This is a genomic window from Mesorhizobium sp. M1142, assembly GCF_040318565.1.
Taxonomy (GTDB): Bacteria; Pseudomonadota; Alphaproteobacteria; order Rhizobiales; family Rhizobiaceae; genus Mesorhizobium.
In genome coordinates this window covers 28,625-51,334 of sequence record NZ_JAMYMK010000010.1, presented here as the reverse complement: position 1 = coordinate 51,334, position 22,710 = coordinate 28,625, and the positions used below count along the sequence as shown (strand labels likewise).

General features: G+C 61.8%; 19 protein-coding genes and 1 pseudogene. 6 read left to right on the top strand and 14 right to left on the bottom strand.

The annotated features are described in order from the left end of the window. Nucleotides 1–48: 48 nt before the first annotated feature. On the bottom strand, nt 49–336 hold the full coding sequence (locus NKH42_RS17810; protein ID WP_352507424.1) for a Dabb family protein: 288 nt from the start codon (nt 334–336) through the stop codon (nt 49–51). Between the two features lie 103 nt (nt 337–439). Further along, entirely contained in the window at nt 440–574 is a 135-nt protein-coding gene (locus NKH42_RS17805; RefSeq protein WP_292655342.1) for a hypothetical protein, read from the bottom strand. 159 nt (nt 575–733) lie between these two features. Here NKH42_RS17805 and NKH42_RS17800 point away from each other — a divergent pair, with 159 nt between their 5' ends. Next, entirely contained in the window at nt 734–1,723 is a 990-nt protein-coding gene (locus tag NKH42_RS17800) for a glycerophosphodiester phosphodiesterase family protein (RefSeq protein WP_352507425.1), read from the top strand. An 85-nt stretch (nt 1,724–1,808) separates the two neighbouring features. Here the strand turns inward: NKH42_RS17800 and NKH42_RS17795 are convergent. Together NKH42_RS17795 and NKH42_RS17790 are read right to left on the bottom strand one after the other, a co-directional pair. Then, nucleotides 1,809–3,787: pseudogene (locus NKH42_RS17795) on the bottom strand (bifunctional 2',3'-cyclic-nucleotide 2'-phosphodiesterase/3'-nucleotidase). Between the two features lie 131 nt (nt 3,788–3,918). Beyond that, nucleotides 3,919–5,184, bottom strand: a complete 1,266-nt coding sequence (locus NKH42_RS17790) for an NAD(P)/FAD-dependent oxidoreductase (protein ID WP_352689290.1) — start codon at nt 5,182–5,184, stop codon at nt 3,919–3,921. Between the two features lie 180 nt (nt 5,185–5,364). On the opposite strand from NKH42_RS17790, the gene NKH42_RS17785 reads away from it, so the two are divergent. Continuing rightward, entirely contained in the window at nt 5,365–6,021 is a 657-nt protein-coding gene (locus NKH42_RS17785; protein ID WP_352689288.1) for a 5-formyltetrahydrofolate cyclo-ligase, read from the top strand. A gap of 12 nt (nt 6,022–6,033) precedes the next feature. On the opposite strand, the gene NKH42_RS17780 is transcribed toward NKH42_RS17785, so the two are convergent. After that, a complete protein-coding gene (locus NKH42_RS17780) occupies nt 6,034–6,507 on the bottom strand; it encodes an Lrp/AsnC family transcriptional regulator (RefSeq protein WP_023675099.1) in 474 nt (157 codons plus the stop codon). Nucleotides 6,508–6,664: 157 nt separating this feature from the next. On the opposite strand from NKH42_RS17780, the gene ald reads away from it, so the two are divergent. Both ald and NKH42_RS17770 read left to right on the top strand, forming a co-directional pair. Next, nucleotides 6,665–7,780, top strand: coding sequence for an alanine dehydrogenase (ald, locus tag NKH42_RS17775; protein WP_352974330.1), 1,116 nt, complete (start codon nt 6,665–6,667; stop codon nt 7,778–7,780). A 197-nt stretch (nt 7,781–7,977) separates the two neighbouring features. After that, nucleotides 7,978–9,279, top strand: coding sequence for an outer membrane protein (locus NKH42_RS17770; protein ID WP_352478814.1), 1,302 nt, complete (start codon nt 7,978–7,980; stop codon nt 9,277–9,279). 218 nt (nt 9,280–9,497) lie between these two features. Here NKH42_RS17770 and NKH42_RS17765 read toward each other — a convergent pair whose 3' ends face one another. The 6 genes from NKH42_RS17765 to NKH42_RS17740 all read right to left on the bottom strand — a co-directional run bounded on the left by NKH42_RS17765 (nt 9,498) and on the right by NKH42_RS17740 (nt 14,228). Further along, nucleotides 9,498–9,965 (bottom strand): DUF1203 domain-containing protein, encoded by a 468-nt coding sequence (locus tag NKH42_RS17765; RefSeq protein WP_352751724.1) that lies wholly within the window; start codon nt 9,963–9,965, stop codon nt 9,498–9,500. A 77-nt stretch (nt 9,966–10,042) separates the two neighbouring features. Beyond that, nucleotides 10,043–10,849 carry a 4-hydroxy-tetrahydrodipicolinate reductase gene (gene dapB / locus NKH42_RS17760; protein WP_254817178.1) on the bottom strand — a complete coding sequence of 269 codons (807 nt, stop codon included), beginning with the start codon at nt 10,847–10,849 and terminating at the stop codon, nt 10,043–10,045. 145 nt (nt 10,850–10,994) lie between these two features. Beyond that, on the bottom strand, nt 10,995–11,558 hold the full coding sequence (locus NKH42_RS17755; RefSeq protein WP_292655364.1) for a GNAT family N-acetyltransferase: 564 nt from the start codon (nt 11,556–11,558) through the stop codon (nt 10,995–10,997). Between the two features lie 5 nt (nt 11,559–11,563). Beyond that, a complete protein-coding gene (gene sseA, locus NKH42_RS17750) occupies nt 11,564–12,415 on the bottom strand; it encodes a 3-mercaptopyruvate sulfurtransferase (RefSeq protein ID WP_352751726.1) in 852 nt (283 codons plus the stop codon). Nucleotides 12,416–12,450: 35 nt separating this feature from the next. Further along, entirely contained in the window at nt 12,451–13,194 is a 744-nt protein-coding gene (locus NKH42_RS17745; protein ID WP_254817175.1) for an alanyl-tRNA editing protein, read from the bottom strand. After that, nucleotides 13,194–14,228 (bottom strand): cysteine synthase A, encoded by a 1,035-nt coding sequence (locus NKH42_RS17740; RefSeq protein ID WP_352751728.1) that lies wholly within the window; start codon nt 14,226–14,228, stop codon nt 13,194–13,196. Before NKH42_RS17740 ends, NKH42_RS17745 begins: the two co-directional genes overlap by 1 nt. A 214-nt stretch (nt 14,229–14,442) precedes the next feature. Between NKH42_RS17740 and NKH42_RS17735 the strand changes: the two genes are divergently transcribed. Further along, entirely contained in the window at nt 14,443–15,264 is an 822-nt protein-coding gene (locus tag NKH42_RS17735) for an SDR family NAD(P)-dependent oxidoreductase (RefSeq protein WP_352751730.1), read from the top strand. 236 nt (nt 15,265–15,500) lie between these two features. On the opposite strand, the gene NKH42_RS17730 is transcribed toward NKH42_RS17735, so the two are convergent. Next, nucleotides 15,501–16,922, bottom strand: a complete 1,422-nt coding sequence (locus NKH42_RS17730; RefSeq protein WP_352751732.1) for a DEAD/DEAH box helicase — start codon at nt 16,920–16,922, stop codon at nt 15,501–15,503. Nucleotides 16,923–17,309: 387 nt separating this feature from the next. Here NKH42_RS17730 and NKH42_RS17725 point away from each other — a divergent pair, with 387 nt between their 5' ends. Then, nucleotides 17,310–18,842 (top strand): acyl-CoA carboxylase subunit beta, encoded by a 1,533-nt coding sequence (locus NKH42_RS17725; RefSeq protein ID WP_352751734.1) that lies wholly within the window; start codon nt 17,310–17,312, stop codon nt 18,840–18,842. A gap of 172 nt (nt 18,843–19,014) precedes the next feature. Here the strand turns inward: NKH42_RS17725 and NKH42_RS17720 are convergent, their stop codons facing one another. Continuing rightward, the gene (locus tag NKH42_RS17720; protein ID WP_352751736.1) at nt 19,015–21,018 is read right to left on the bottom strand and encodes a hypothetical protein; all 2,004 of its coding nucleotides are present in this window, start codon (nt 21,016–21,018) and stop codon (nt 19,015–19,017) included. Beyond that, nucleotides 21,015–22,544 (bottom strand): NAD(P)H-hydrate dehydratase, encoded by a 1,530-nt coding sequence (locus tag NKH42_RS17715; protein ID WP_352751738.1) that lies wholly within the window; start codon nt 22,542–22,544, stop codon nt 21,015–21,017. Before NKH42_RS17715 ends, NKH42_RS17720 begins: the two co-directional genes overlap by 4 nt. Nucleotides 22,545–22,710 lie beyond the last annotated feature (166 nt).

The window sequence follows — 22,710 nt, the reverse complement described above, 5'->3', positions numbered from 1 at the left end:
ACGCCTCAGCGGCAAGACCACTATCAGCGGGTAGTGGACGGCGGCTCGTCACCTTGCAACGATGTCGGCCGAATAACGCAATTCGCGTAGCGGTTTGACCCGGCTGGTCGTCTCTGCATAGAGCGGATGCGCCTTGTAGGCGGCGAGCGCCGCTTCGTCCTCGAACTCGGCGTAGACGACCACATCGATCTCATCCGAGAGCGGGTCGACCTTGGTGTTGAGCGTTACCTCGAAATGACGCGAATGAGGTATCTTGCCAAGCTCAAGGAGGCCCGTGCGCACTGCCTCGACATCCGCTTTATGCCGTGCGCTGAAGAAAACGATATGCCGGATCAACCCAGCCTCCTCGACCGTTGGACCGGCGTTCTTTTGTGTCAGCGGCAGCGTGCCGTCAATCGGCAGGTTTGTCGCGTCTGCGAACCGTAGCAGCGAAGAGAAACTACACCATGCTGGTTACATAGTGCACGATGCGGGTCACCTCCCTGACCGTCCTGTCGAGGTAGCGGCCTTGGTTGTAAATGCCGTCCCAGATCAGGAAAAAGGTGACGGTCGTGATGACGATGACATAGCGCATGACTAAAACTAGCGCATATGGACGGCTGCAACCATAACGATTCCAACGCTGCTGGGGACCCTCCCCGGGAATCTTTAGCGGCCGTTTGATCTGCCCGGCCGTCAAAAAGTCCGATCGTGACGCAGGATGCGGCCATAACGGCCAATGGGAAATCATATCATGCGCAGACGGACGATCTCCCTCGTTGCAATTCTTGTCGCTGCAGGCGGCATCTGGCTCAACAACACCTCGCTGCTTTCGAGCCGGCCGGCCGGCACCCCTTCGGTGCTTGCGCATCGCGGCCTGGCTCAGGATTTCGACCGTACGAACCTCGGATCGGAAACATGCACGGCCGCTCGCATGCTGACGCCGCGCCATTCCCTCCTCGAGAACACGATACCGTCGATGGAAGCCGCCTTCGCGCTCGGTGCGGACGCGCTCGAACTTGATGTCCATCCTACCACGGACGGCAAGTTCGCCGTCTTCCACGATTGGACGCTGGATTGTCGCACCGACGGCAAGGGTCAAACGCGCAGCCATGCAATGTCCGAATTGAAGGCGCTCGATATTGGTTATGGCTACACTGCCGATGGCGGCAAGACCTTTCCGTTTCGCGGCAAGGGTGTCGGCATGATGCCGTCGCTGGATGAAGTCTTGCAGCGCTTCCCGAACCGACGCTTCAACATCAACGTCAAAAGCAACGATCCCAAGGAAGGCGAGATGCTGGCTGCCTGGCTCGCCACATTGACGCCGGCCGAGCGCGCCAATCTGACGGTCTATGGCGGCGACAGGCCTATGGACGCGGTCAAGGCAGCGTTGCCGGATACGCACACGCTGAGCCGCGCATCCCTGACGCGCTGCATTCTTCGCTACACTGCGCTCGGCTGGAGCGGCTACGTTCCTGATGCCTGCCGCCAGGGCACTTTGCTCATCCCCGTCAATATCGCAAAGTGGATGTGGGGCTGGCCGGACCGTTTTCTCGACCGTATGGACGGTGTCGGCAGCCATGTCTACCTGCTCGGTCCCTATTCCGGCGGCGGCTTTTCACAAGGCCTCGACGACCCAGCCTCGATCGACCAACTGCCGGACGATTATTCCGGTGGGATTTCGACGGACGCACTGGATCTGGTCATGCCTGCCATCAAGCGGCGTTTCGCACCACGTGGGTGACAAGGCCATCTGCTGGAAAAAGGTTTGCCATACCGGACAGTATCTTAGCGCTGAGACAGTTTCGAGTCGACGCTCAAATCCTCACCTAGAGAGTGATGCGGTACTTGGCAAACCCTGCTTCGCCCTCGCCCGCCGGCTCGATCTTCAGCGACGTCACTTGCGCAATGAAATCCTTTGCCCTGGCGCCGGTCTGGAATACGACGCTGGTTCCCGGTAGTGGCGCAAACGACCAGTTGGCGTCCGCCGACGGATTGATGGTGCCTTTGCTGACGATATAACGCACGATCACATCGCGGTTGGTGTCGGGCGCTTCGTAGATGATCTTCGAGGCATTGATCTGCGGGAAATTGCCTCCGCCGCCGGCTCGGTAGTTGTTGGTGGCGACGACGAATTTCCGCTTGGGATCAATTGGATTGCCGTTGAACATCAAGTCAATGATGCGGTTCGAGCCAGCATTCACCAGCCCGCCCTTCGAATCATATTTCGGTGGCTGCGACAGATCGATTTTGTAGGTGACGCCGTCGATCACGTCGAAATTATAGGATGGGAAGTCAGTGTTGATGAGCGCCTGGTCGGCTTTGCCCGGTTCGATCCGGTTGAAGATGCCGGCCGACATTTCCAGCCATTCCTTCACCTCCGCTCCGGTGATTTCGACGGCGCGCACCGTGTTTGGATAGAGGTAGAGGTCGGCGACGTTCTTGATGGCGATATCGCCCACCGGCACGTCGGTGTAGTAGTCGGCGCCGTTGCGCCCACCCGCCTTGAACGGTGCCGCTGCCGACAGCAGCGGCATATCCTTCCACTCGGTGTTCTTCAGGATGTCCTTCAAGTACCAGGTCTGCGCCTGACTGACGATCTGGACCGATGGATCGTCGGCGACCAGCGCAAAATAGGAATAGAGCGGCGCCGAGGTTTTGCCGACAGGCCGGCGCACATAGGCGAGCGTCGCCTCGTGATCCTGTTTGAGCGCGTCGACGATGCGCTGGTCGTCCGCGACGGTCGGCTTGTTCGTCTTGTCGACCCGCTCAAAGATCGGCCTGGCCTCAGAGGTCGCCGAGACGATTTTCCATGTCGATCCGTCGCGCTCCAGCAACAGATCGATCAGCCCCATATGCGAGCCCCAGAAGCCGGCCATAACGGCGGGCTTGCCTTGCAGCGTGCCTTTCGCCGGATCGACGGCTTCCAGCAACTGAAAGTCCTTCTTGCCAGGGAAGACGAGGTGCTGGTGGCCGGTGAACACCGCATCGATGCCTTCGACACCTGCCACGAAGACGGAGGCATTCTCCATCATGTCGCTTTGCTTCACGTCGATGCCGGAATGGGAGAGCGCAATGACGATGTCGGCGCCTTCTTCCTTCATTTGCGGCACCCACGCCTTGGCCGCCTCGACGATGTCGCGCGTCTTGACACTGCCTTCGAGATTTTTCAGGTCCCAGACCATGATCTGCGGCGGCACGAAGCCAATGATGCCGATCCTGATCGGTTGCTCGGCGCCCGATCCGTCTTTGATCTTCCTGTCGAGGATGACATACGGCTTGAGATAGAGCTTGTCGTCGCGCGGGTTCGCGGCGAGCTCGGTGCCGCGGATCAGGTTCGCGCAGACGAACGGGAAATTGGCGCCGGCCAGCACCTTGTCCATGAACGACAGGCCATAGTTGAACTCGTGGTTGCCGAGCGTCGAGCATTCGTAGCCGAGCAGGTTCATGCCCTTCATGACCGGATGCAGATCGCCATCCTTCATCCCTCTCTCGTAGGCGATGTAGTCGCCCATCGGGTTGCCTTGTAGAAGGTCGCCATTATCGACCAGCATCGCGTTGGTTGCTTCCTTTCGCACGGCTTCAATCAACGATGCCGTTCGCGACAGCCCCATCGTGTCGTTGGCTTTGTCGGCGTAGTATCGTAAGGCAGCACATTCACGTGGATGTCGGTCGTCTCCATAATTCTCAGATGCGCCTGATTGGCTTGAGCACGGGCGGAGAACGGGTGCAGCATGATCAGCGCTCCGCTGGCGGCAACGCCGGCGAGGAAATCGCGGCGTGAGACGAGGTGGCGCAGTTGGGACATTCGTTTTCTCTTTCTTCCACGACGTGACAAGTCCTGCCCTAAGCAAAGCTTCGCGCCGAAATCCAGCCGAGTCCAGAAGCCGATTCCATCAAGAGGAGGTGACGCGCCGATGAATGTCCGGCAGCGAACAATCAGCCCTTATCGTCGTCGCCCTGGGTGATCAACCGCGCGCTGCGCTGACCGGTGAAGTAGATCCATAGCCAGCTCAGGGAAACCGCAAGCCGGTTACGAAAGCCGATCAGGAAGTAGATATGCGCCAAGCCCCACAGCCACCAGGCAAGCCGGCCGGTGAGCTTGATCCAGCCGAAATCGATGGCCGCGGCGCGCTTGCCGATCGTCGCCAGATCGCCGTCATGCCTGTAGCTGAAAGGACGCGGTGTCGCGTCACCGGCAAGCCTTGCCTTGATCGTCGCGGCGACGTGCCGCCCCTGCTGCTTGGCGGCCGGCGCGACGCCCGGCACCAGCCGGCCATCCGGCCGCAGGACGTGCGCTGCGTCACCGATGACGAAAATCTCCGGGTTTCCCGGCACACTCAGGTCGGGCTCGACAAGCACCCTGCCCGCGCGGTCCGCTGCCGCGCCGAGCCATTCGGCGGCCGGCGAAGCGGCGACGCCCGCCGCCCACAGGATTGTCCTGGCCGGCAAGTGTGTGTCGCCGAAGACGACACCCTCGGCATCGCAGCGCGTAACCGCCCGGCCGAGTTCGACGGTCACGCCGAGCCTTTCGAGCGCCTTCGTTGCATAACCGGAGAGTTCGGGAGCGAAATTGGAGAGGATGCGGTCGCCGGCCTCAATCAGCACCACACGCGTCTGCCGCGTGTCGATGTTGCGGAACTCACCGCGCAGCGTGTCGTGCGCCAGCTCAGCAATGGTGCCGGCCAGTTCCACGCCGGTCGGCCCGCCGCCGACGATCGCCAGCGTCAGCAATGCCTGACGCTTGGCGGGATCGGTTTCCCGTTCGGCCCGCTCGAAAGCCAAAAGAATACGCCGTCGAATGGTGGTGGCGTCCTCCAGCGTCTTCAGGCCCGGGGCGAACGGTTCCCACTCGTCATGGCCGAAATAGGCGTGCCGCGCGCCGGTCGCCAGCACAAGCGTGTCGTAAGCGACCGTGCCACCGTCCTGCAGCAGCACGCGCTTGCCGGTGCGGTCGATGCCGGTAACGGTGGCGAGCAGCGTCGTCACATCATCGCGCTTGCGCAGGAGATGGCGGATCGGCCAGGCCACTTCGGAGGTGGCCAGCGCCGTCGTCGCCACCTGGTAGAGTAGTGGCTGAAAGAGGTGATGATTACGCCTGTCGATCATGGTGATGCGCGCCGGCGCGCCGGCAAGTGCGCGGGTGAATTCGAGACCGCCGAATCCGGCGCCCACGACGACGACGTGATGGTTGGTTGTGTTCATCTCACTCATCCCTCTCGCCAAGGCTGATGTAAGTGTCCTTGTGCAGTGCAGCAATGCCTGCGCTGCAACTAACTGGGAGTCGTCTCTTGATGTCGTGAATACGCATGCTGCAGACTCGTTCCCAGATATAGCCTGCGTCCACGATACGACTTGGTTGGAACTGTATATTGCAGGTGAAGCATGGCTAGGGATGAAGACGAAGGCTCAGCGCAGTACGCCTCCCCGCCTTGTTTTATGCACGAGCTCGACCCGGAGTTCCAAGCTCCGCTATCCGACTGGACCGACGTAAGGCGCTGGCGCAAGGCCGAGCGCCAGCGATTGATCGCATCCCGCCTTGCCGTTTCAGCCGACACGCGCGCAGCCATGTCGCAGCGCATTGCCGAAGGGCTCGACGCGGTGATCGGTGACGTCGCCGGCCGCGTGGTCAGCCTCTATTGGCCGTTTCGCGGCGAGCCGGACCTGCGCCCGTGGATGGAAACCGTCAACGCGCGGGGCGGGCGCACGGCGTTGCCCGTCGTCGTCGAGAAAGACCGGCCGCTTGTCTTTCGCGCCTATACCCACGGAGACCGGCTAGAGAAGGGCGTCTGGAATATCCCGATACCGGCTGACGGCGATCCGGTGTTACCCGACATAGTCATTTCGCCGATTGTCGGCATCGATCCTGAGCAGTTTCGCCTGGGCTATGGCGGCGGCTTCTTCGATCGTACGCTTGCCGCGATGCCCTTCAAGCCGCTGGTCATCGGCGTCGGCTACGAACTGCAGCGCATCGTCAGCATCTACCCGCAGCCACACGACATTCCGATGGACCGTGTGGTGACCGAGGCAGTCAACACCTAGGCGAGTTCGGGCCTAGGCGAGTTCAGGTTTCATTCCCACGGCCGTGCGATCGACGATTTCGCGCAAGGCAAAAGACGAATTGATCTTCGTCACATGCGGCATTGCCGACAGCCACTCCTTGTGGATACGTTCGTAGTCGACGAGATCCTTTGCCGCTATGCGCAGGATGTAGTCATATTCGCCCGACATCAAATGGCAGGATAGGACGTTCGGGCAGCGCTTTATCGCCGCCTCGAAATCCGACAACGTCTTCTCGAATTGCCCGGACAGCGATATATGCACGATCGCCGTCATCTGGTGCCCAAGTGCAGCGTTGGACAGCCGGGCGTGATAGCCGCGGATGGTTCCGGATTTCTCCAGATTGTCCAGCCGCCGCGAACAGGCCGACTGCGATAGGCCGACCTTCTCGGCGAGCGCTGCATTGGGTATCCGCCCATCCTTCTGCAACGTCTCAAGAATGGCAATATCAATCCTGTCGAGCGGCATTTTTGCGAGTTCCTGCGACAATTGCAATGTTTTGCGCAACGATTATCGAAGAGTCGCCTCTCAGGCAAGCGCATTCGCAAACACTTATCGAGCGATTCGTGGTTCACTATTTCTAGACAGGGAACGAGCCCCAAAGGGCCGGATCAGGAGAAAAAAGATGCGCGTCGGTTGCCCCCGGGAAATCAAGAATCACGAATACCGCGTCGGCCTGACACCGGGCTCGGTCCGCGAATATGTCGCGCATGGCCATGAAGTGCTGGTCGAGACCGGCGCCGGTGCAGGCATCGGCGCCGATGACAACGCGTATCGCGCTGCCGCCGCCACGATCGCCAAGACGGCAGCCGACGTGTTTGCCAAGTCCGACATGATCGTGAAGGTCAAGGAGCCGCAGCCCAGCGAATGGGTTCAGCTCCGCGACGGCCAGATCCTCTATACCTATCTACATCTTGCCCCGGATCCGGAGCAAACCAAGGGCCTGTTGGCCTCCGGCGTGACCGCGATAGCTTACGAGACGGTCACCGACGAGCGCGGCGGCCTGCCGCTCTTGGCGCCGATGTCGGAAGTTGCCGGCCGCCTGTCGATCCAGGCGGGCGCCACGGCGCTGCAAAAGGCCAATGGCGGCCGCGGCGTGCTACTTGGCGGCGTGCCCGGCGTGCTCCCCGGCAAGGTCACCGTGCTCGGCGGCGGCGTTGTCGGCCTGCATGCCGCACGGATGGCGGCCGGCCTCGGCGCCGACGTCACTATTATCGACCGCTCGATCCCGCGCCTGCGTCAGCTCGACGACATCTTTGGCGGCCGCGTTCACACCCGCTACTCGACCGTCGAGGCGCTGGAGGAAGAATGTTTTTCGGCTGACATAGTCGTCGGCGCCGTGCTGATCCCGGGGGCAGCAGCGCCCAAGCTGGTGACGCGCGAAATGCTGTCGGGCATGAAGAAAGGTGCCGTGCTGGTCGACGTCGCCATCGACCAGGGCGGCTGTTTCGAGACCTCGCACGCCACCACCCATGCCGAGCCGACCTATGAAGTCGACGGCATCATCCATTATTGCGTCGCCAACATGCCGGGTGCGGTGCCGGTCACCTCGGCCCACGCGCTCAACAATGCTACGCTGCACTATGGCCTGCAGCTCGCCGACAAGGGCCTCAAGGCGCTGGTAGACGACCACCATCTGCGCAACGGACTGAACGTCCACAAGGGCAAGATAACGAATCGCGCGGTGGCCGAAGCGCTCGGTTACGAACTGGTCGAGCCGAAGGCCGTTCTCGCGGCCTGATTTCCAACCGTTTGTTCCTGATGAGTCGCCGATGCTGTCGGCGGCTGCTTGTTCACAGGCAATTTTCTCGGTCTACAGCCGGTCTTGCCCGCATCTGGTGCCCGTTTGATGCAATGTGCTCTTTCTGTGGCTTTTTTGTTACAGCCGCCACAATGAGCCGATGCTACGTAGATGTCGGGTTCACCAGGGGCAGGGTAATGATCAGCAGAAAATTCACGAAATCTCTTCTTCTCGGCGCAGTTTCTGTTCTGGCGCTTGGGTCGGTCTCTCATGCCGCCGACGTGGTCGAACCGGTCGTGGAGACGGCGGGCTTCAACTGGAGTGGCATCTACGTCGGCTTTGGCGTTGGCGCCGGGGCGAACGTCCACGAGTTGAGCAGCGACTTCATTCCTGGGGTGTCGTTCAACGGTATTGGTGGCGAAGGCCTGTACGGTGAACTCACCGTTGGGTATGACTATATGGTGGCGCCGCGGTTCCTGATCGGCGGACTTCTGGACGCTCATGCCGGCAACATCGAAACCTCCCTCGACGTTGCTGGATTCGACGCATCGGTCAAAGAGACCTATGGTTTCGACGCTGGCTTGCGGGCAGGCTACCTCTTCACGCCAAACACTTTGGGCTATGTCCTTGGTGGCTATTCATGGCAGAAATACAAATTTGACACGAGCGCAGGTTTTGACTTCGACTGGGACCAGAGCGGCTACTTCGTCGGAGCCGGCGTCGAGACGGCCATCAACAGCAACTGGACCATCAAAACCGAATATCGTTTTACGCAATTCAGCACCAACGATGATGTCCTTTCCGAGTTCGGTGTACCGGATGGCGCAATCAACCTCGATACATCGCGTCACACGTTCCAGGTAGCAGCCAATTATCGTTTTGGCGCCCAGAATGGCGGTGTCTCTTCCTTTGAGGCACCTACCTACAACTGGACCGGCTTCTATATCGGCGGTGCGGGCGGCGCGGGTGCGTCGGTGCATCAGATCAATGTTCCGCCGCTTGGCGACCTGGAGTTCAACGGTATCGGCGGCGAAGGCGTGTTTGGCGAATTGAACGCCGGCTACGATCATGACTTCGGCAGCTGGGTTGCCGGCGTTATGGTTGATGCTCGCTACTCCGGCATGACCTCGGAGCTGGAAGTGCCCGGCGGGTCCATTAATCTGGACACCGACTATGGTTTCGATGTGCTGGGCCGGGTCGGTTTGAAGGTCAACGAATCAACCCTCGCCTATGTGCTTGGCGGTTACAGCTGGCAGCATTTCGATCTGAACGCATCTTCACCCATCGGCGACATCATCGATTGGGGCTCGAGCGGCTTCTCGGTCGGTGGTGGTTTGGAAGCGGCCGTGACCAACAACGTAACTGTCGGTCTCGAATATCGTTATTCGCAGTTTGCCGAGAAGGATATTCTGGAGGAGTTTGGAGGGCCGAGCGATGTCCTCACCACCACTCCTTCTTTCCACACCGTCCGTATCGGTGCGAAGTATAAGTTCAACTAAGGCCCTCCAGGCAAATCGTTCAAGCCCGCCGGCTAATCCCGGCGGGTTTTTTGTTTTGCGAACAATGCAGGCACAAAAAAGCGGAGCCAAAGCCCCGCTTCCTCGGTTATCGAGATTTCCGCCGGTTCATCCGCGGTCGGCAAATCGATCGACAGTCTCTTTCTACCGCTTGTATGCGACGGGAGTGCGACAGGCCCAAGCCGGTGCAGCCTGTTCGGTTACGCGCGGTCGATCCGGCACTGATAGCAATTGTTGCGGGCCGAGCGGATGTGGACGTAGTCAATGTCGTCGCGTCTGAACAACGTCTCTGCCCGTGCGGCAATGGCGTCGGTCGGAATGACGCCGCCGCTACCGTAAACAATACGGTCGTCCTTGCAATAACCGCGCACGATGTAATCGCTGCTTTCGAGCATTTCGGGAAGCAACTCAACCTCGGCAGCGCGTTCGCATTCTTCCGCATGCAGAAAGATCGGCCCGGTTTCGGCATAAGGCTGCAGCTCCGAAAAAGGCCGATAGGCCAGAACAAGATAGGGTTCCCCCGCAGCAACATTCTTCAAGCAATGACGGCAAGGCACGCCGTCGCCGTCCGAAATCTGCCGCTCTGGCTTCAGGCCATAAGCATCCGCCCCGCCGCGCTGAAGTGCCCGGACCGCGTCGGTTGGCAAGGCCTTGAATCTTATCATCATGGCAAAATCTCCGGTGTCGTTGACCGGAAATTATGCTCGCAAGACAGAGCTTCCCACCCGATTCCTGCCGAAATGGATCAGTCCATCAGCGCGTCGAGACCGCGAACCAGACCCTTGATCTGCTGTACCCGTCTGATGGCGAGCAGCGTGCCCGCCACATAGGGTGCCGCGGACGAGCCGGCGTCGTGGCGGATGGTCAGCCGCTCGTCTGGCAGGCCGAACAGCGCCTCGCAGGACAGGATGTAGGACGGCAGGCGAAGCGCGTGCACTTGCACCCCCTCGCCTGCGCCGACCGCACCCCCGCGAGTAGCCGGCACGCCAGAGACCTCGGAGACCGGCTTTGCCGTTGAGGCCTTGCGGATGTCGGCCAGCGCCTCAGCAAGCTCCCGTGCGGTACCGGAGGGCGCGTCGGGCTTCTTTGCACTGGCATAATCGATGACCTCGACATCCGGCACGTATTTTGCCGCCATAAGTGCAAACCGCTTCATCAGCGTCGCGGTGATGGAAAAGTTGCCGGCGGCAACGACGCCGACGCCGTTGGCGCGCGCCGCGGCATCGATGTCGGCATAGTCGGCAGCACCCAGTCCCGATGTGCCGATCACAGCGTGCCGTCCCTTGTCGATGGCGAGCAGCACATGGTCTTTCACGACATGCGGCTTGGTGAAGTCGACCAGTACGTCCGACGGCGCCTCCAGCGCCTCGGCCAGCGAAGCCGAAACGACAATACCATTAGCCGGCATGCCAACCAGCAGACCGGAATCCTGCCCAGCGCCGCTACGTGACACGGCCCCGGCCAGCGCCATGTCGCCTTGCGCCCCGATCGCCGGAACCAGCGCCTTGCCGACCCAGCCCGTCGCGCCGGCCATTACCACCCGTATTGTCATCGTGCGATCCTCCATCACCATCGGTTTTTAGACGACAGCGATATGGAAAGTGCCAGGCTCATACAAGTCGGACACACCTTTGAGTGTTGATCCAGACCCTGGGCGTGGCAACGACAAGCTGAAGCCTGGATGAACGGGCCTGAAATCACGGCCGCATGACGCTGGCCGCGCGCTCGGCGAAAGACATCGGATGTACGACCTCTTTTTTTTGCGCCACTGGCGTAAAGCCTAGTTTTTGATAGAGCGGCAGTGCTGCCGGGTGATCGAGGGTACAGGTTTGCACGGTTACCCGCCTTGGCCCGTGCGACCACGCCGCGGCGATTGCCGCACCGAGGAACCAGCGGCCGATGCCTTGCCCGGTCGCGTGCTCCATCATTCCGAAATAAGCGAGTTCCACTTCCTCCGGCAAATGCGGTTTGAGGTCGAAGAAGCCGGCCGGCGCACCATCCAGATAAAGCACCCTGATGTCGCGGTCCTCGCGGTGAATGCCCGCCGCAAGCTCCTCGTCGCTCAGCCTCAGCACATTGACCCAGTGCCATTTGCGGCCGACCCGATCCATCAAATAGCGGTAGAAATGCAGCGGAATGTCTTTGGTCTTGAGCAGCGCGATCTGGCGGTTGTACGGCAGAGGGGGCGAATAGGCAGGCGGCACATGCATTTCGAGAAACGTCACGGTGACGTCGATGTCTTCCAGCGATCCGTCTTCCATTCCCGTCAGTCCTTGCCCGTCACGACGGGCGTGTCGGAAAGCCCGCCCCATTCGGTCCACGAACCGTCATAAAGCCTGTTGTCGGTATGGCCAAGCGTCTCCAAAGCTAGCGTGATGGCTGCCGCGGTGACGCCCGAGCCGCAGGAGGTGACGACCGGCTTCGACAGGTCGATGCCCGCTCCTTCGATCACGTTGCGTAGCCTGTCCTTTGGCAACAATTCGCCGTTTTCCGAAAGCGCCGAAAACGGCACGTTGTGCGCGCCCGGCATATGACCGGAGCGGATGCCGGGGCGCGGCTCCGGCTCGGTGCCGGCAAAACGGCCAGGCGAGCGCGCGTCGGCGATCTGGCTCTCCCCCGTCTCGACGATCCGGCGCATGTCGGCAAGGCTGGCGACGCGGGCGGCATCAAAGTTGGCATAAAACACGCAAGGGGCGATCTTCGTCGGCTCCGCCGTCACCGGCCGTCCGGCGGCTTTCCAACGGTCGAAGCCGCCGTCGAGAACATAGACCTGGAATACGCCCATGACGCGAAACAACCACCAGACGCGCGGTGCAGAAAAGAACCCTGGCCCGTCATAGACAACAATCGTGTCATCGGCCGAAATACCCATCGCGCCGACATATTGCGCGAAATGCTGCGGCGACGGCAGCGTGTGCGGCAGAGCCGCGTCGGGGTCCGAAACCGCATCCTGGTCAAGGAAGCGGGCGCCTGGAATATGCGCTGCGCCATACTCGGCGCGCGCGTCGCGCTTTTGTGCCGGCAGATACCAGGACGCGTCGACAATCGTCAGGCCGGGCTTGCCGAGCCGCTTCTGCAACCAATCGGCATCGATGGTGAAAGGACTGTCGTCGGCCATCTTTTCTCTCCTGTCCCGCCTGTCGCAGTCCTATATCAGGCTGGCGGCATAGGACCAAAGCGAATGCGGAAGCGCCGGTTCTCGCGGCCCTTCTTCTCGATCTTGCCGATATGGATCTCGCCGATTTCGCCGGTGCTCTTTACATGGGTGCCGCCGCAAGGCTGGCTGTCGATCGAGGCGTTCTCGCCGATGCAGACCAATCGGATCTTTCCCGTGCCAGCCGGAGGGCGCACATTCTTGGATTTCACCAGGCCCGGATTGGATGCCAGTTCCTCGTCGGAAATGAGCCGGGTGAAGATCGGGTGGTCGGCCCGCACCAGCTCCATCAGTCTGGCCGTCACGTCTTCCTTAGTAAAGCCGGCGTCCGGGATGTCGAAATCGATACGGCTGTCGTCCTCGGAAACCGCGGCGCCGGTGATCGGGAACGGGCAGACGACGGTAAGCAAGTGGCAGGCAGAATGCATGCGCATCAGCAACTGCCGCCGCGGCCAGTCGATGGCGAGCCGCATGCGCTCGCCCACCTTTGGAACTGCCTGCTCCAGCGCCGGCACATGGATGATCTCGTCCTTGGTTTCGCCGGTGATCGTAGCGGCAATCGCTATGCCGGTGCCGTCGGCACGTTCGAGGCTGCCGGTGTCGCCCGGCTGTCCGCCCGATGTGGCGTAAAACACCGTCCGGTCCAGAATGATGCCGCCGCGATCGTTGACTGCGACGACGGTGGCGTCGGCCGTCCCCAAATAGGCGTCGTCACGAAACAGCGCTTCGGTCTTGTGCGCCATCACGCAACCCTTTCGAACGGTACCGAAATCGTGCTCTGTTGCTCCATCCACCCCGGCACCGTCAGCTTCTTTTCGCGCAGGAATTCAGGATTGAACAGCTTCGACTGGTAGCGCGTGCCGTAGTCGCAAAGCATGGTCACGATGGTGTGGCCGGGGCCTAGCTCGCGCGCCAGGCGAACGGCGCCGGCAATGTTGATGCCCGTCGAACCGCCAACGCAAAGCCCCTCCTCCTGGATCAGGTCGAATATGATCGGCAGCGCGTCCTCGTCGGGGATCTGGAAGGCAAAATCGGGTGTAAAGCCTTGGAGGTTGGCGGTGATCCGCCCCTGCCCGATGCCTTCGGTGATCGAACTGCCCTCGGATTTCAGCTCGCCGCTGGTGTAGAAGGAATAGAGCGCTGCCCCCAGCGGATCGGCCAGCGCGATCTTGACCTGGTTGTTTTTGGCCTTCAGCCCGAAACCGACGCCTGCCAGAGTGCCGCCGGAACCGACCGCCGACACGAAACCATCCACCTTGCCGTCGGTCTGGTTCCAGATTTCTTCGGCCGTGGTGCGGATATGGCCGTCACGGTTGGCGACATTGTCGAACTGGTTGGCCCAGATCGCGCCGTTCGGCTCGGTCTTCGCCATCTGCTCGGCCAGCCGGCCCGACAGCTTCACGTAGTTGTTCGGGTTCTTGTAAGGCACGGCGGGCACTTCGATCAGCTCGGCGCCGAGCAGTTTGATTGTATCCTTCTTCTCCTGGCTCTGGGTGTCGGGAATGACGATCACCGTGCGGTAGCCGAGCGCCTTGGCAACCAGTGTCAAGCCGATGCCGGTATTTCCGGCCGTCCCCTCGACGATGACGCCGCCGGGCCGCAGCAACCCGCGCTGCTCCGCATCGCGGATGATAAACAGGCCGGCGCGGTCCTTGACCGACTGCCCGGGATTCATGAATTCGGCCTTGCCCAGGATCTCGCAGCCGGTTGCTTCCGAGGCCTTGTTGAGGCGGATCAGGGGCGTGTTGCCGATCACGTCGATCACAGAACGGGGCATGGAGATTCCTTTGTGGGTGCGGCGAAACCCTAGAAACCCGAAGCTTCGGTTTCAAGGCAAGAATTTGCCTGGTCCAGTCGCATTCGCACACTGCAATTCCTGCACCCAGGGGCGCCCAGCCGGTATTCATTTCAACGATGTACCGAAAAGCACTCTTTTCATTCGATTTCTTCACCGGTAGAGCACAGGTTAAGAAGGGCCGGCGGGGCGCAGCATGACACTCTATCGGGCCAATCCGAAGCATGGCGTCGCCTGGATTACGGGCGGCAGCAGCGGTATCGGCCGTTCGCTGGCCAAGGATCTTGCCGCTCAGGGCTATGTCATCGCGGTGACTGCGCCCGATGACCAGCCGATCGATACGCTCATCGTCGAAACGGCGCAGATGTCGGGGCGTGTCGCAGCCTTTCCTTGCGACGTGACCGACGAAAAACGCATGGCAGAGACGGTTGCAGCGATCGAGAAAAATCTCGGTCCGATCGTGTTGGCAGTGTTCAACGCGGGAAGCTATATCGCAACGCCCGGCGAGGATCTTGTCGCGCGCAATTTCCGTTGGTCTTTCGAAGTCAATTATTTCGGCATCATCAATGGCCTGGTGCCGGTCATCGAACGCATGCGCGTGCGCTCGCGCGGCCATGTCGTGCTGATCGGTTCGGTCACCGCCTATTTCGGCTGGCCCACTACCGCCGCCTATGGCGGCACCAACGCGGCGGTCAATATCCTGGCCGAGTCGCTGAAATATGATTTCGACAAGATGAACGTCCGCATCCAGGTGATTAATCCGGGCTTTGTCGACACGCGGCTGACTGAGAAGAACGTCCTGCCGATGCCGGGCTTGATGCCGGTCAACCTGGCCTCGCGCCGTATCGCGCAAGGCATCGAATGCGGCGGCTTCGAAGTCACTTTCCCACGCCGCCTGAGCTGGACGCTGAAGCTGCTCAGGATGCTGCCGAGGCCGTTCTGCCGATGGGTGATCAGCACGGTCACCCGCTGGGATGCGCGGCCGCTGAATTTCGACCGCAAGCCACCGGTCGAATAGGATCGGTGACGCGGCGACGGATCGTGTTTGCGGGTCGCTGGGGCGCCACGTCATTGCCGGCGACGCGCTCGCGCCATTGACCACGCCTTCCCTCGCGCAGCGGACTGTCGTGTGGGTCGAGGCGGTGGTGAAGTAAACCAGAGGCCTCAAGCAAAGGGCGACCGAAGCATCACTCCGGTCGCCCTTTTCAATCGTGAGTAACCAAGCCAGGCTTGGCCGGACGCAAAACGGTCAGGTTATGCCGCCCGCGCAGCCGGCCGCTTGGCGCCGAAGCGGCGCTTGTTGTTGCCCTTGAAGGGCTTGGCGCCTTCCGGCTTGCGGTCGCCCGCAAAGGCCGGCTTGTCGCCGCCGAAACGCTTCTTGGCGAAGCCGTTGTTGGCGCCGCCGGGACGCCTGCCGTCGCGACGGCCGTTGTGGTCGTTGCGATCGTTGGCCGGCTCGAAGCTGCGCTCGTTCTTCTCGGCCGGATTGCGCTGCGGATCGGGGCTGCCGAGATGATCGGCAACGATCGGCAGCTTGGTGCGGATGATATGCTCGACCTGGCGCAGCTTGGCGTTTTCCGAAGGGTCGCAAAGCGTGATGGCGATGCCATCCATGCCGTTACGGCCGGTGCGGCCGATGCGGTGGACATAGCTCTCCGCCTCGTCCGGCAGGTCGAAATTCACCACATGGCTAATGCCGGGCACATCGATGCCGCGTGCTGCAATGTCGGTCGCCACGAGAATTCGCACCGAGCCTTCGCGGAAATCGTTGAGCGCCTTCTGGCGGGCATTCTGCGACTTGTTGCCGTGGATAACGGCGGCCTTGAAGCCGTCGCGCTCGAGGTCCTTGGTCACCCTGTCGGCGCCATGCTTGGTGCGCGAAAAGATGATAACGGACTTCATCGCGTCGTCGGCGAGCATCGTCGACAGCACCTGGCGCTTCTGCTTGGTGCGGGCAAAGACGACGCCCTGCACGATCTCCGCGGCCGCAGTGCTGTGGGGGGCGACTTCGACGCGGATCGGGTTCTTCAGCAAGCCTTTCGCCAGCTCGGCGATTTCGGCCGGCATAGTCGCCGAGAACAGCACCGTCTGACGGTCCGGCGCCGTTGCCCTGGCGATGCGCTTGACGTCGTTGATGAAGCCCATGTCGAGCATGCGGTCGCCTTCGTCGAGCACCAGCCATTTGGTGTCGGCAAGTACGAGGTCGCCCTCACGCACCAGATCGGTCAGCCGGCCAGGCGTGGCGATCAGGATGTCGACGCCGGGTGCAACCTTCTTGACCTGGCTGAAACGCGAGACGCCGCCAAGCACCAGCGCGGTCGAGACATGTGCGCCCTTGGCGAGAATCTTGATGGTGTCCTCGATCTGTACGGCGAGCTCGCGCGTCGGCGCCAGGATCAGTGCGCGAGCCGTCTTCGGCCGGCGCTTGGTGCCAAGCGCGATGATCTTCGACAGGATCGGCAGTGCGAACGCCGCGGTCTTGCCCGAGCCGGTCTGGGCGATGCCGAAAATGTCGCGGCCTTCGAGCTGCGGCGGGATGGCCTGCGCCTGAATCGGCTTGGGATCGGTAAAGCCGGCGCCATGGGTGGCCTTGAGCAGTGCACCGCTAATTCCAAGTGCGGCGAAACCGGTCAGTTCCCCAGTGTTCTCACCGGTCAAAGTGTTTTCATTGGTCAAAATATTCTTCTTTCATGCGGCTTCTGGCCGCAAACATCGATGGCGGCAGGGCGCAACCTGCCGTCGAAAATTGTCATGAAACGACAAGGCGGGCGGACGTTATCGTCCACGCGGCTGCGCTGTCGTGCCCGCAGGCTTCATGCCACGGGGCTTTTTCGCCACCTTGCCGATATGTCGGGAAGAGGGAAAACAGACGCAACCAGTCTCATTCGTCGAGAAGGCCGGAGTGTCCCAGCCCAAGCGCCTATACCGCCGCATATGGCCCAGTTCGCTTCGGAATGCAAGGGGTCGGATGCTGCAGCGCAGCAAAAGCCATGGCGAAGCGGCGCTTGCGCTCACTTGCTGCCACGACTACCACAATCCAGCTTTCCGTTTTGGGGACCGGTCATGAAGGACGTGCTGAAAGAACTGGAGCGGCGCCGCGAGATCGCCCGCATGGGCGGCGGCCGAGCCCGCATCGAGGCCCAGCACAAGAAGGGCAAGCTCACCGCCCGTGAGCGCATCGACGTCTTCCTCGACGAAGGCTCGTTCGAGGAGTTCGACATGTTCGTCGAGCACCGCTCGACCGATTTCGGCATGGAGAAAACCAAGATCGCCGGCGATGGCGTCGTTACCGGCTGGGGCACCATCAACGGTCGCCCGGTCTATCTTTTCGCCAAGGATTTCACCGTGTTCGGCGGCTCGCTGTCCGAGGCACATGCCGAAAAGGTGGTCAAGGTGCAGGAGATGGCATTGCGCAACCGCGCGCCGATCATCGGCATTTACGACGCCGGCGGCGCCCGCATCCAGGAAGGCGTGGCGGCGCTCGGCGGCTACGCCGAGATCTTCCAGCGCAATGTTTTGGCCTCCGGGGTCATCCCACAGATTTCGCTGATCATGGGCCCTTGCGCAGGCGGCGACGTCTATTCGCCTGCGATGACCGACTTCATCTTCATGGTCCGCGGCACCTCCTACATGTTCGTCACCGGGCCGGATGTGGTGAAGACCGTCACCAACGAGACAGTCACCGCCGAAAGCCTCGGCGGCGCTTCCATCCACACGACGAAGTCCTCGATCGCCGACGGAGCCTACGACAATGACGTCGAGGCGCTGTTGCAGATGCGCCGGCTGGTCGATCTGCTGCCCGCCTCCAACACGGCGGAAATTCCCGAGATCGAATGCCACCAGTCGGTCACCGATCACGATCTGTCGCTCGACAGGCTGATCCCCGACAATGCCAACAAACCCTACGACATCAAGGAGTTGATCCTTAAAGTTGCCGACGAGAGTGACTTCTTCGAAATCCAGCAGAATTTTGCGAAAAACATCGTCACCGGCCTCGGCCGTGTCGAGGGCCGCACCGTCGGCTTCGTCGCCAACCAGCCGATGGTGCTGGCCGGCGTGCTCGATGCCGACGCCAGCCGCAAGGCGGCGCGCTTCGTACGCTTCTGCGACTGCTTCTCGATCCCGATCGTCACCTTCGTGGACGTTCCGGGCTTCCTGCCCGGCACCGCGCAGGAGTATGGCGGGCTGATCAAACATGGGGCCAAGCTTCTGTTCGCCTATGCCGAAGCGACCGTCCCAAAGATCACCGTCATCACCAGAAAGGCCTATGGCGGCGCCTATGACGTTATGGCGTCAAAGCATTTGCGCGGCGACATGAACTATGCCTGGCCAACGGCGCAGATTGCCGTCATGGGCGCCAGGGGCGCGGTCGAGATCATCTACCGCAAGGACATCGGCGATGCGGAGAAAATCGCTGCGCATACAAAGGCTTACGAGGATCGCTTCCTGTCGCCCTTCGTTGCCGCCGAGCGCGGCTATGTCGACGAGGTGATCATGCCGCATTCGACCCGCCGGCGCATCGCCCGCGCACTCAGGATGCTGCGCAACAAGGACATGCAGAACCCGTGGAAGAAACACGACAATATACCGCTGTGAGGCGCTGATGTCGCGCCTGATCTGGTTTCCGCCTTGTCGAGCCTGCTGAGCGATACGATCGTCGCCGAACGCGTCCGGCATTTCGACGGTGAATGGACATCGAACATCGCCGACGACCTCGATCGATAGCTGTCCGCCTGGAGCTACTGCGGCCAATGTCAGAGTCGTCGGCCTATTCCGCTTCCGCCGCTCCGAACCCGGCTCCCATCGTCGCGCTGACAGCGCCCGACCACGGCGTGACGTGATTGTCGATGCGCATCTGGAAGATGAAATAGGTCGGCGAGCAGAAGCCGATGCCTTTCACCTTGCCGATGCCCGGCGTATCGGGCGGCAGCGACTGGCACATGTAATCCTCGCGACAGAAATGGTCGGCCGAGCAAGCGGGACGATTACCGCGATTGACAGCGCCGCCCAGGCACTGGTCGAAATTATTGGTCGCCACGCAGGTGTCGAATTTTTTGCCGCCGACCAATCCGCAAATCTCGTTCGGCATCGGCTTGCCCGGTTTGAAGGCGGCAAAGCTGCGATCCCGATCGTCGCAGCCGCGATAGGCGATACCCGCCGGCACGCCGATCTTCGGCGGTCGGCAGGTGTAGCCGGTACGCGAAATGCCTGGCGCGAACGCCGCGAACTGGCCGGTGATGATATAGCGGTCATTGAAAGGTTGCGCCGGGTTGCTGGTGATCGAGCCGGTCAGGCACGGATGGCCGGAGAATATGTTTTCGCTGTCCTTGGGCAACAGACATTGCGCCAGCTTGGTGCGCACGCCGGACGCGGTCGCTAGCGGCGTGCAGACGGTGCCGCCGCCGCATTGCCAAGTCGCGCCGAAGCGGGCTGCATCTTCTGGCATGAAGCACGGCATCGCGATTTCGGCCGGCGAATAGGCAATTTCGCCGGCCTCGTTCCATGTCGCCGGCGGCGCGAAGGACAGCGGGCGGAAGCGGTTCGGTTCCTTACCCCTCGCAGTCGCGTGCAGCCAGGCGACGCGGCGCGGGATGTCGGCGTGGAGATGCGGTGAGATACCGACCTCGATGCGGTTGAGCGGCGAGGTCGTCTTGTCATCCAGACCGATAAAGTGGAACCCGGCGGTCGAACCCGCCTGATGGCAGCCCTGGCAGGTGCCATTGTCCAGCCGCTCGACCAATGCCTCTGACGTGCGCACCAGCTTCCGCTTGGAATAATCGAGCCCGGCGAAATCCGCGGGCTGGAACAGTGGCGTGAACGGGTGGTTGGCCTGCCTTGCGCTGCCGAAAGTCGACCACGAGACTACCTTCTTTGCCAAGAACTTATCGGGGATTTGGTAGACGCCGAGGTCGATTGCCGCGACATTGGTGCGGACATAGTCGGCAAGTCTTGCTTTCAGCGCAGCGTCGTCGGCGAGACGTGCCGTGTCGGGCGTGTTTTCCAGCGGCTTTTCACTGACAGCCCCGCCGTCGATGCCGAAAATGCGCATGAGATAGGCGGCCTGTCCGCCGAATTCGGTCTCCTGGCCGGAGGGGAAGCGGACCACTTGCGCATTGAGCTCGAGCTGCTTGAAGGTGAGTGCCGCTCTTTCCAGCGGCCCGCCGATCAGCCAGCCGGCATCGACGCTCTCGTCGAGTTGTGGCGCCCAGCGTCCGGCGACGCCGACACAACCGCCATCGGCATCCGGCGCGACATTGTAGATGGCACTGAAATTGAACGGTAGGCGCGAGGCCAAAACCTTGCCGTTCTTCTTGAAGCTGTAGGCGAGGCGATAGATGAAGCGCACTTCGCCGCAACTCGTGTCGCCTTGCAGCGCGGCGAAGTCGCGCCGATCGAGCCGGTTGACTATGCCAACGAGACGGAAGCGCGCGGCATCGGTCCTCAGCCAGCGCATGTCCATGACACGGCCGACATTGCCGTCGGTCACCTCGTAAAGCGGCCGGCCGCCGGCCTTCATCTCGGCCCGCAATGCTGCGACGTCGCTTGCAATCGTTTCGACGATCGCATGATAGGCCGGCGCCTTGTCGTAGAGAGTCTTCAAATCGCCCTTGCCATCGACGCCGAAAATGCCGGCGAAACCATAGCCCTTGCCGTCAAGCTCGGCGAGAACGGCCGGGTCGTCGACGATGGTTAGCGGAGTTTCGGCGTTCGCGGCCTGTACCATGGACATGGCACTAATGATCGCAACGAGCAGCGCAGTCAGGCGGTTCATTCGGCAGCCATCCCGCGGCTTTCAACGAGCTCGCGCAGCACCGCCACCAGCGCCAGCGGCAGGTCCTCGGCGATCAGTCCCGGTCCGAAACGGCTGCCGGTCTCGGCATGGATCCAGACTGCCGCACAGGCCGCTTCGAAGGCTGGCATGCCCTGAGCCAGCAACCCGGCGATGATGCCCGACAGCACATCGCCCGAACCGGCGGTAGCCAGCCATGAGGCACCATTGCTGTTGATCGCTGCCCGGCCATTGGGGGCCGCGATCACTGTGTCGGCGCCCTTGTAGACGAGAATAGCACTGGCACGCTTAGCGGCGGCGCGGGCCTTGGCGAGCTTGGACAAATCGTGGTTCCCGGCGACATCGGGAAAAAGCTTGGCGAACTCGCCCTCATGCGGCGTCATCACCAGAGCCGGCGTTTTCGGTCGACGGGCGGCTTCGAACAGGGCATCCGGCGCGTCGCGAAACGAGGTGATGCCGTCGGCGTCGAGCACCAGCCCGTCGATCCCGCTGCCCTGCCCATGGGCGTTGCCGAGTACGACCAGGGCAAAATCGCGCGTTTTCTCCCCGATGCCAAATCCCGGGCCAAGCACGAAGGCCGATGGGCGGCGGTTGCCGACGAATTCGTCCACATCCGCGATAGTGTCTATCTTGTGCAGCATGACCGAGGTCAGATGCGCCGCGTTCACCTGGATGGCGTTCGCCGGCGACAGCAAGGTGACGGCCCCTGCCCCGCTCCGGGCCGCGGCAAGCGCCGACAGCCGCGCAGCACCCGTCGCCGACGGTCCGCCGGAAAAGACGCCAACATGGCCGCGCTTGTATTTATGGGCGTCGACCGCCGGAACCGGAAGGCGGTCAAGCCAGAGCGCCGGAATGTTCTCGAATGTTCGCGGTTGAAGCTGCGCAACGATGCTGTTGTCTATGCCGATATCGGCGAGCTCGATGTCGCCGCACAGCTCGCGCCCCGGCAACAGCAGATGGCCTGGCTTTTTTCGCGCGAAGGTCACCGTGGTCCGGGCCCGGAAGGCCTTTCCTAACACATTGCCGCTCTCGCCTGAAACGCCCGACGGCAGGTCGACCGCCACAACCGGCAAGTTCAATTCGGCCGCAATGTCGATCACCTTGGCGGCGTCGCCGGACAGCGGCTTGGACAGCCCCGCCCCATAGAGCGCGTCAACCACGACGGAGCCCATCTCGGCAACGAAATCCGACAGCGGCCGAGCTTCAACCGGGCATTCCGAGGCAGCGAGTGCCGCATCACGGCCGCCTTTGGGCGATCCGGACGCCCACACAGAGACATCGACGGCGCTCTCCCGAAGGATGCGGGCCACGACATAGCCGTCGCCGCCATTGTTACCGGGGCCGCAAAGCACGTGGACGCGTGTCGCCGCCGGGTAGCGCTTGAGCACTACGGCGGCAACCGCGGCGCCGGCATTGCGCATCAGGCCAATACCGTCGAATGGACCGGCGGCAATCGCCAGCCGGTCGGCCTCGGCCATTTCGGAGGGAGACAAAAGTTCGTTGCTCATGAAATATCAGGCGACATGCACATCATTTCTCCAAGCATTGTCCAGTTTTTGATCCGACGCAAACAACGAAGGTCCCCAAGCAAATTTGGCGGCGCACCTCGTTCGGGACGACGGCGCGCAGCTGCTCACGAAATATCCGATCTGCCCAATTTTTGTGCGGACGGCA